This window comes from Alteromonas sp. KS69, from assembly GCF_003989595.1.
Taxonomy (GTDB): Bacteria; Pseudomonadota; Gammaproteobacteria; order Enterobacterales; family Alteromonadaceae; genus Alteromonas; species Alteromonas naphthalenivorans.
In genome coordinates this window covers 114,817-124,427 of sequence record NZ_PYHU01000038.1, presented here as the reverse complement: position 1 = coordinate 124,427, position 9,611 = coordinate 114,817, and the positions used below count along the sequence as shown (strand labels likewise).

General features: G+C 41.2%; 9 protein-coding genes. All 9 read left to right on the top strand.

Features of this window, described 5'->3' with window-relative positions:
- The first annotated feature begins 146 nt into the window (after nt 1–146).
- Nucleotides 147–530, top strand: coding sequence for a BlaI/MecI/CopY family transcriptional regulator (locus C7Y69_RS17575; RefSeq protein WP_028834938.1), 384 nt, complete (start codon nt 147–149; stop codon nt 528–530).
- 2 nt (nt 531–532) lie between these two features.
- Nucleotides 533–1,522, top strand: a complete 990-nt coding sequence (locus C7Y69_RS17570) for a M56 family metallopeptidase (RefSeq protein ID WP_126873597.1) — start codon at nt 533–535, stop codon at nt 1,520–1,522.
- Between the two features lie 13 nt (nt 1,523–1,535).
- Complete coding sequence (locus C7Y69_RS17565; protein WP_126873595.1) at nt 1,536–2,861, top strand: TolC family protein; 1,326 nt, start codon at nt 1,536–1,538, stop codon at nt 2,859–2,861.
- Nucleotides 2,862–2,877: 16 nt separating this feature from the next.
- Nucleotides 2,878–4,110, top strand: a complete 1,233-nt coding sequence (locus tag C7Y69_RS17560; RefSeq protein WP_126873594.1) for an efflux RND transporter periplasmic adaptor subunit — start codon at nt 2,878–2,880, stop codon at nt 4,108–4,110.
- 10 nt (nt 4,111–4,120) lie between these two features.
- On the top strand, nt 4,121–7,264 hold the full coding sequence (locus C7Y69_RS17555) for an efflux RND transporter permease subunit (RefSeq protein ID WP_126873592.1): 3,144 nt from the start codon (nt 4,121–4,123) through the stop codon (nt 7,262–7,264).
- A 1-nt stretch (nt 7,265) separates the two neighbouring features.
- A complete protein-coding gene (locus tag C7Y69_RS17550) occupies nt 7,266–7,949 on the top strand; it encodes a HupE/UreJ family protein (RefSeq protein WP_409513440.1) in 684 nt (227 codons plus the stop codon).
- Between the two features lie 43 nt (nt 7,950–7,992).
- On the top strand, nt 7,993–8,517 hold the full coding sequence (locus tag C7Y69_RS17545; protein ID WP_126873590.1) for a hypothetical protein: 525 nt from the start codon (nt 7,993–7,995) through the stop codon (nt 8,515–8,517).
- Nucleotides 8,518–8,558: 41 nt separating this feature from the next.
- Entirely contained in the window at nt 8,559–8,891 is a 333-nt protein-coding gene (locus C7Y69_RS17540) for a DUF6488 family protein (protein ID WP_126873588.1), read from the top strand.
- A gap of 368 nt (nt 8,892–9,259) precedes the next feature.
- Nucleotides 9,260–9,610, top strand: a complete 351-nt coding sequence (locus C7Y69_RS17535; protein ID WP_126873587.1) for a hypothetical protein — start codon at nt 9,260–9,262, stop codon at nt 9,608–9,610.
- The last annotated feature ends 1 nt before the right edge of the window (nt 9,611 follow it).

Sequence of the window (9,611 nt, the reverse complement as noted above, 5' to 3'; positions counted from 1 at the left end):
CTGCTGAACGGTTACACAATGACCGTAGCGGTGATCAAATACTTAGTTATTAGCCAACCCATATAATACCCTTAAATCTAAAAACCGATTGCCTATCGGTTTTTGTTGTGGCAATATAGCCAGCGAATTAAATAGAGTTAAGTGTTATGCAATTAGGTGAACTAGAAAAATTAGTGCTTCAACATTTCTGGAATGTCAAAGAGGCGGATGCAAAGCAAGTACATAAAGTACTGGGGTTAGCTCGTGGTAATTCGTTAAATACTATCCAAAGTACGCTTGATAGGTTATTTAAAAAAGAATTACTTAAACGCACTAAACAAGGCCATGCGTATTGTTATTCAGCCAGAGTAGATCGTGAAGGCTTAATTGCTCAACTTATTTCAAATGTAACCAGTGACTTTGTTGATGATGGTGAAAATAGCTTAATTGCTGCGTTCAGTTCTGCTTCGGCACAGCTTAATGACGAACAACTCGATACATTAGAAAAAATGATCGAGAAACAACGCCAGCTAAGAAAGGAACGGGCTTAATTATGTTAGTTGGAGATATGGCAATCGTTCTAAATTTGCTCAGTGTTTCAGTGCTTGCATTTGTGATCGGTATTGCAACTGTTGCTGTCGTATCTCGTTTTGTGTTGTTCAGACTCAAACAAGTCAGTTTTAATAGTCAAAAGTTTATATTGTGGTCACTAGTGAGTGCACCTTGGTGGATAGCCTTTTCTTGTATTGGTTACTTTATGCCTTACTCGTTAGGGTTTGATAAAGTTTTTAACATAAGCTGGTTCGAAGATTTTGCCCATTGGCACCATATCGATATTTTTAGCTTTTCAAGTTGGCACGCGTTAACCTTACTTTTAGCACTAATCTATTTAGCTTGGCGCGTAACTAAGACTACCTTTGTTAGAACCAAACAGTCCATCGCATTATCGAGTTTACTAAGCTTTACTGATGCACAAGGTGCTAGGACGACTAATGGCAATCAATATTTATTGATGCCTGTTAAAGTGCCTGTTGCCTTTACTACAGGTTTTATATCTCCCAAGATATATGTATCAACCGGACTACAAACCCAAGTTAGCGATGAACAACTTAATATCATCGTTAATCATGAACTGGCCCATGTAACGGCAAGAGACCCGTTATTTAAAGTGCTTTTCACGGCACTTGCCAGCTTCTATCCGTCACGTATAAAACAAACCCTAATCGAGCAATATGTCTTAATGACGGAAAAGATGGCCGACAATGAGGTCACAAAAGAATACGACCACCTTGATATCGCACAGACATTAATTGATGTCGCTAGACTTCAAAAAGCACTTCCTACGGACTGCGATCAGGCGTCTGTTAGCTACTTCGGACATGATTACACGAGTCTTCGTGTTGAGGGTTTATTAAATCCAATTAATAAACCGTCACTTACTACTATCATCATTACTCTAGCATTATTGGCAACTATGCCAGTACTAGCGGCATCCACTGTCGATAGTTTTCATCACTTTATCGAAACTTTTTTCATCCATTAATTAAGGATATGGAATGAGATTTAATTTTTATAAAAGCAACGGAAAAAAACCGATCGGCAATCGGTTTTTGGCTGTTGGTCTAGTTTTAACAACGGGGGCTGGTTTAGTAACATCAACTCCCTTTTTGGCTAATGCGCAGTCCCAGCAGCAATTACAGTCATCACATCAGGTTATAAATTTAAGCAAGGCTGTGACCATGACTCTACAAAGTCATCCTGAGCTAAAAGCCTTGATAGCTCAAGAAGCTGTGTGGCAAGGTAATATCGAGCAAGCTGGCATTGGAGAGCGTCCTCAAATAGGTTTAATGATTGAAGATGCGTTAGGGACAGGTGAGCATAGCGCATTACAAAGTATGCAATCAACGCTCACATACTCTTGGTTGCTTCAACAAGATCAAATTGATGGCAGAGTTAATGCGGCAAAAAGCCAAGCAAATGCAGTAATAGTAGAGCAAAAAATAAAAGCCCTCGATTTATCTGCGATTGTTGCTAAACAGTTTGTTGAAATCTTGATAAAGCAAGAGCGCTTGAAACTCAATCAATTAGCGGTGTCTCAGGCACAGGAAGTGGTTGACGCTATTGCCAAAAGAGTAAAAGCGGGTAAAAGTTCCAATGTTGAAATGCGCTTGGCTCAAGCCGAGCTGGTTCGAAGAAATCTCGCTGTAGAAGATTTAGAGCACGAATTAAAAGCTAGTCATTATCAACTGTCATCCTTATGGGGCAAGCCTCAGGCTGAGCTTAAATTAACTGGGAATTTAATGCTTAAGCCGGAAATTCCCTCGGTAGAAAGCCAGCTAATCAAGCTTAAGCAAGTCCCACAAATACAGCAGTTTGTTAATGAACAACGTATCGCTCAGTCTCAAATGGAGCTTGCACGCATTGAAGCAAAACCTCAGTGGCAACTCACTGCGGGATTGAGACGATATGAAGCGACAAATGACTTTGGTTTAGTAGCGGGTATATCTATTCCTTGGGGGAATGACAATAGCAATGCAGGAACAATAGCGGCCTTACGCGCAAAACAAGATGTACTGGCAACTCAGCAACAAGCCTTAATGCAGAAACTGGATGCACAGCTATATGTGCTATTACAAGAAATGGCGCATTCCCACCATGTCATTGAAACGATTCAAGCTGAAATTATTCCCGTACTAGAAACCGCATTGACTGAAGCAAGTCAGGCATTTGATATCGGTAAGCTTAGCTACAACCAGTGGAGTGATATACGTAGAGAGCTGCTCAGCGCCCAAAATCAGTTACTTGATGCTTATCAATCTTTGCATTTACAACATATTGAAATTCAACGCCTAACTGGCGTGCCCGTTAGTGATAGCGAGTAAAACCATGAGTAAATTTATGAAAAATAAAAATATTCTGTCGTCATTGAGCTTGGCGATTATTATCTCATTCACAGGTGTCGTCGCACCTAATGCTATTGCAGCATCAACACCTGCGGCAGAGCAAGCTGAACCAGAGAAAGGTCCACACCGTGGGCGCATGTTACGAGATGGTGATTTTGCCATTGAACTCTCTATTTTTGAAACTGGTGTGCCACCAGAGTTTCGTGTTTGGGCGACAAATGATGGACAACCTATAGACCCAAAGAATGTCGATTTAAACGTAAAATTAATTCGCCTAGGCGATGGCACTGATGATATTAACTTCAATGCTCAAGGTGACTTTCTTCGCGGTGATATGGTGATTTATGAGCCTCACTCTTTTGTTGTTGCCATTGAAGCAACTTATCAGGGTAAAAAGTACAATTGGCGATATGACAACTTCGAGGGTCGCACCACAATTGAACAGGCAGTTGCCGATGCAATGGAAATCAACACTGAAATCGCAGGCCCTGCGACAATTCATCAAACCATACCCGCTTATGGAAAATTAAGTTTACCTGTGGACGCTAAGCGAAACATTGCTGCGCGTTTCGATGGTGAAATCACCAAATTACACGTCAATTACGGTGAAATTGTTAAAAAAGGGCAAACGCTATTCACAGTAGAAAGTAATGAAAGTCTTAAGCCCTACGTTATTAAAGCGCCCATTAACGGTGTTATTACCCAGTTATTCGCAAACGCGGGTGAGCAAACTAATGGTAAAACCTTACTCACCATTACCAATCTTAATCGCCATATTGCCAAATTAGCGGTTTATCCTTCGGATTATTCCAAGGTTAAACTGGAAACGCCAGTTACGTTAAACATTGAAGGTCATGAGGACCCCCTTGTAGGTGAGGTGTCATTTATTGAACCTAGCGTGAGAGATGATCAGGCAAGAATAGTTTGGGTCGAATTAGAAGGTCGTAACCTTGCCGAAGGCGGCTTCGTAAAAGCTGACATTGAAGTTGCAACCATTGATGTGCCACTGGCTGTAAAGCGTGTTGGCTTACAAGGTTTTAGAGACTTTACTGTTGTTTACGCCAAAGTGGGTGAGCAGTATGAAGTTCGTATGCTTGAGTTGGGCCGCACTGGAGGCGAATGGATTGAAGTATTAGGTGGCCTAAAAGCGGGAACCGAATACGTGACCAACAATAGCTACATCTTAAAAGCCGACATTGAAAAGTCTGGCGCATCACACGATCACTAGGAGTGTATAAATGTTGGAGTCAATTTTACGCTTTTCAATAAAGCGCAAATTCCTTGTCATGGTGATGGTGTTAGCTGTGTCAGGTTTGGGTATATGGAATTTTACCAAACTACCGATTGATGCAGTGCCTGATATCACCAATGTGCAGGTAATGATCAATACCGAAGCGGCTGGGTTTACGCCATTAGAAGTTGAGCAAAGGGTAACTTTTCCGTTAGAGACCGCATTGTCGGGTTTACCGGGGTTAACCTATACCCGCTCAGTTTCTCGTTATGGCCTATCTCAAGTGGTTGCAATATTCAGTGATGATACTGATGTCTATTTTGCCCGTCAGCTTGTTAATGAGCGTTTATCAGCGGCACGCGCTGAGTTACCGCTGGGCTTAGAGCCTCAACTTGGGCCAATTGCGACAGGTCTTGGTGAAATATTCATGTTCACTGTTGATGCTGAGCCTGATGCTACACATGCTGATGGCACGCCTATTACACCAACGGATTTACGAACCGTACATGACTGGACAATAAGACCACAGTTAATGCGGGTGCCGGGTGTAGTAGAAGTGAACCCGATAGGCGGATTTGAGCGTGAAATATTAGTCGCTTTCAAACCTGAAAAGTTACTTGCTTTTGGGCTGTCACAAGCCGATGTGGTTGATGCAATTTCGCAAAACAACCAAAACCAAGGTGCAGGCTTTATTGAGCAAAATGGCGCACAGTGGTTGTTAAGGCTGCCCGGTCAGGTTACTGATATGACTGCCATTGGTAATATTCCGCTTAAGTCGCTTGATGGTTCATCAATTTATATAAAAGACGTAGCCGATATTGAAAACGGCAAAGGGCTTAGAACTGGCGCTGCTACACAAAATGGTCGTGAAGTGGTGATGAGTACGGTATTTATGCTTATTGGCGAAAATAGCCGCACAGTAGCTCATGCCGTGGGAGAAAAGCTCAAGGAAATTAACGCCACTTTACCAGAAGGTATAGTCGCAACTGCTGTTTATGATCGCACTAAATTAGTAGATAAAACGCTACAAACGGTTCAGCTTAACCTGATCGAAGGGGCGATATTGGTTATCGTTGTACTCTTTGTGCTACTGGGTAATTTCAGGGCTGCATTTTTAACAGCCTTAGTGATCCCATTTGCCATGTTGATGACAGTAACAGGTATGGTACAAACTCGCGTGAGTGCTAACCTGATGAGTTTAGGCGCGTTAGATTTTGGTTTGTTAGTCGATGGTGCCATTATTATCGTGGAAAATTGTCTTCGCAGGCTAAGTCAAGCAGGAAACAAACCTCTGCCGCTAAAAGAACGCATGGAACTCGTGTTCGAAGCCACAAAGGAAGTCATACGTCCAGCGCTATTTGGCGTGTTTATTATCACCGCTGTTTACTTACCCATTTTTGCTCTTGAGGGTGTTGAAGGCAAAATGTTCCACCCGATGGCGATCACCGTGGTTATCGCGTTACTTAGCGCTATGGTGTTATCGGTTACCTTTGTACCCGCTATGGTTGCCTTGTTATTTAAAAAGCCTGTGAAAGAAAAACATAGCCCAATAATTCGTGGTGCTACTGTTCTTTACAAGCCTGCTTTAAACTGGGTTTTAAAAGCCCGTTGGTTCGTTGTTATAGCCGCAACAGTATTAGTGGGTTTCTCAGGTTATCAGGCAACTAAGTTAGGTAGTGAATTTGCGCCTAATTTGGATGAAGGTGATATTGCCATGCACGCGCTGCGAATTCCGGGTACGTCATTGTCTCAAGCAATCGCGCTTCAGGAATCTTTAGAAGATAAAATTAAACAAATGCCAGAAGTTGAACGCGTCTTTGCCAAAATAGGCACTGCCGACGTTGCAACTGATGCCGTTCCGCCAAGTGTCGCAGATAACTTCATTATCCTGAAACCTCGCGAGTTGTGGCCTGATCCAGATAAGACAAAAACTCAAGTTGTAGAAGAGTTAGCCGCGCTAGTAGAGCCAATTCCGGGGAACCGATATGAGTTTTTACAGCCAATACAAATGCGTTTTAACGAATTGTTAGCTGGGGTGAGAGCTGAACTTGCGATAAAAGTGTTTGGTGATGACTTTGATACGTTGACTACGTTAGGCAGTGAGATAGAGGGTGCAATCTCTCAGGTTGAAGGTGCCGTAGATATACAAGTTGAGCAAACCACTGGTTTACCCATGCTTAATCTTGTGCCAAATCGTGAAAAACTGATGCAGTTTGGTATTAGTATTAGCCAAGTACAGTCTCAAGTGGCAATGGCTATGGGCGGTACAGTTGCAGGTAAGTTTTATCAAGGCGATGTGCGCTCAGATATTGTAGTAAGGCTCACAGAGTCCAAACGTAATGATATCGATTCAATACCTTATTTACCGATAACGTTGGCTGATGGACATACAGTACCACTTAAAGAATTGGTTGATATTGAGCTGATATCGGGTGCTAACCAAATAAATCGTGAAAATGGTAAACGTAGATTGGTAGTAACTGCCAATGTTCGTGGTAGGGACTTAGGTAGTTTTGTTGCAGACATACAAGCAGCCATTAATGAAAACGTTGAAGTACCTGCTGGTTATTGGGTGGAATATGGCGGCACTTACCAAAAACTGCAATCCGCTTCAGAGCGCCTGAGTATTGTTGTACCTGTCACTTTAATCATGATTGTTGGTTTATTAATCCTCGCCCTTAACTCGTTTAAAGATGCCATGATCATCTTTACGGGGGTTCCGCTTGCATTAACTGGTGGTATTGCTGCGCTGTTACTACGTGATATTCCGTTCTCAATTTCGGCAGCGGTTGGCTTTATCGCCTTATCGGGCATCGCCATCCTAAATGGACTGGTTATGGTGTCGTTTATCAGAGAACTGCGCAAAGATGGTTTGGCACTTGATAAAGCAATCTTTGATGGTGCGCTGACGCGTCTTCGACCTGTGTTAACAACCGCACTCGTTGCTTCATTAGGTTTTATTCCTATGGCGTTAAATACAGGCATAGGCTCGGAGGTTCAGCGGCCTCTGGCAACAGTAGTCATTGGTGGCATTATTTCGTCAACGATTTTGACTCTGTTTGTCATCCCTGCCTTATACAGAATTTTACATAAAGAAAAGGAGTCTATTTTGACTGATGTTGAAGTATTGGAGTCTCAAGATGCCAAGTAACATGATTAAAGTACTGACTTATCTGACGATTGCGCTGTTAGCGCTTGTCAGTATCGAAGCTTTTGCTCACGGAGTCGATGATAAAACCAGAGCATTTTTAGAGCAAAATAATGGAGTACAGTTTATCCCGTTTTTATATATAGGCGCTAAGCATATGATAACGGGCTATGACCACTTGCTGTTTTTAGTCGGTGTTATCTTCTTTTTATATCGTAGCCGTGACGTACTGTTGTACGTCACCATGTTTACTATTGGGCATAGTACAACCCTGTTATTTGGTGTGTTAAGTGACATACAGGTCAATGCTTATTTAATTGATGCCATTATCGGTTTTTCCGTAATTTATAAGGGCTTCGATAATCTAGGTGGCTTTAAGCTTTGCTTTAATTGGCAGCCTAATACCCAATGGGCGGTGCTGATTTTCGGTCTGTTTCATGGCTTTGGTTTAGCTACCAAATTACAAGAGTTTAGCCTAGCTGATGAAGGTCTTATTACCAACCTGATTGCCTTTAACTTAGGTGTTGAACTTGGTCAATTTGCTGCGCTCGCACTTATTTTGATCATGATAAATGCATGGCGAAAACTGCCTTCATTTCAACGCTTTTCGACAGTCACAAATACCGCACTAATGAGTGCTGGTGTGATGTTGATGGGCTTACAACTTGCTGGTTACTTTACCATTTAATCGATTTTTAACTTATAGAAATACAGAAATAAAAGAGAATTTTATGCAACATACAGTTAGTACCAAAACACTCGTTAAAGCGAGTATTTCAGCAGTCGTTGTCGCGGCTATTGCACTGGTTACCTTTATCTTACCAGCAGAGTACAACATCGATCCGACAGGTATTGGAAACAAGTTAGGTTTAACAGCACTTGCACAAGCGGCTGAAGTGGAAACAACGTCATTAGAGACAACTAAAGGCACGGATGAGTTTCAAACAATAGAAGTGACAGTCCCTGCGGGACGCGGCATCGAATATAAATTTTATATGAAGCAGCATGAAAAAATGACTTATGAATGGTTAACCGATGGTGTTCCATTGTACTTCGATTTACATGGTGAGCCAGAAGGTGACACAACGGGATATTTTGAAAGCTATGTTATTGCTACTACTAATGAAATGAAAGGTAGTTATACCACGCCATTTGAAGGCTCTCATGGCTGGTACTGGAAAAACAAATCAGACAAGCCAGTTTCAATACAGCTAATGGTCAAAGGGCAATACGAAGTTATTGGCCTTAAACAATAACGAATTTAACTTTACGAATTTCATACAAAATGGAGACTAAAATGAACAAACTAATATCAATCGTTGCGCTTTGTGGTGCCTTGCTAACTAGTAATGTACAGGCACATGGAGATCATGGTGTCATCAGCGGTCAGAAAGCTGTTAGCATCGCTGCAACACATATTCAAAAGATGACATTTAAAGACGCTGGTTTTGAAGTTGGTAAGTTAGATGAGTCATGGAAAAATATTGATAAGTCGCAACTTTCGATTGCTAGCGTTGAAGACAATTTCTACGTAGTTAGTGCATCTAATGCTAGCAACGAAGATAAGCTTTACTTCCAAATTGCAAAAAATGGTCAAGTTATAGCGGTTAAAAATAAAAACAACTTTTAACAAAATAAGAAGGCACCTTTTGATACATGAGGTGCCTTTGTTTTTGTACCAAGTCCGCTTTTGGCACAGAGCCACTGGTCGGCTCTAACTCATTTCTGTCCAAAAACGAGCTAGAGAGATCGTCCGATTTTCGCTCATAGTTGCTTGTCAGATAAGATGAGAACGAATTCTTCGAACCTGTAAGAGCAGATATGACTACCATAGTTAAACCATACATTCATAAATACTACATCAATAGAATGCGTAGTTATCTAATTGTCATGTCAAGAATCAGTAAAATTCAAATAATTGTAAGTGTCAGAAAGTTGTTGTTTTTTCGGATACCTGTTTGGTATGGTGTCAGAAAGTTATAATAATCGGACATGTATATGAGTGAAATTAAAGAAATTAGAAAGCTATCATTCGAAGAGTTAAAAGAAATTTTAAGAGATCCATTTAGAGTAATAGTGGAAGAAGGTAATACCACTCACATTTGCGAATATGGACAAGAAACTTATAAGGTACTTGAACGAGTGTCATTAAGTTCAGAGGCACACGAATTAATTAAGCATTTAAGTACTAACAACATTATTTATAAATCTAAATGGGGAAGGAATATAGTTTCGGATATTCCTGACTTTGCAACGTTCTATGATATTCATCGCGGAGATATCTATGGAAATCAAACAGATGATGAGTACGAGATAGCCGCATCTTTAGAGTTGGCTGAAGCTAGATAAT

Excerpts from the sequence above, each read along its gene's own strand:
- C7Y69_RS17575 (WP_028834938.1), top strand. The coding sequence starts at position 147 with ATGCAATTAGGTGAACTAGAAAAATTAGTGCTTCAACATTTCTGGAAT.
- C7Y69_RS17555 (WP_126873592.1), top strand. The coding sequence starts at position 4,121 with ATGTTGGAGTCAATTTTACGCTTTTCAATAAAGCGCAAATTCCTTGTC.
- C7Y69_RS17540 (WP_126873588.1), top strand. The coding sequence starts at position 8,559 with ATGAACAAACTAATATCAATCGTTGCGCTTTGTGGTGCCTTGCTAACT.
- C7Y69_RS17565 (WP_126873595.1), top strand. The coding sequence starts at position 1,536 with ATGAGATTTAATTTTTATAAAAGCAACGGAAAAAAACCGATCGGCAAT.
- C7Y69_RS17545 (WP_126873590.1), top strand. The coding sequence starts at position 7,993 with ATGCAACATACAGTTAGTACCAAAACACTCGTTAAAGCGAGTATTTCA.
- C7Y69_RS17560 (WP_126873594.1), top strand. The coding sequence starts at position 2,878 with ATGAAAAATAAAAATATTCTGTCGTCATTGAGCTTGGCGATTATTATC.
- C7Y69_RS17535 (WP_126873587.1), top strand. The coding sequence starts at position 9,260 with ATGAGTGAAATTAAAGAAATTAGAAAGCTATCATTCGAAGAGTTAAAA.
- C7Y69_RS17550 (WP_409513440.1), top strand. The coding sequence starts at position 7,266 with ATGATTAAAGTACTGACTTATCTGACGATTGCGCTGTTAGCGCTTGTC.
- C7Y69_RS17570 (WP_126873597.1), top strand. The coding sequence starts at position 533 with ATGTTAGTTGGAGATATGGCAATCGTTCTAAATTTGCTCAGTGTTTCA.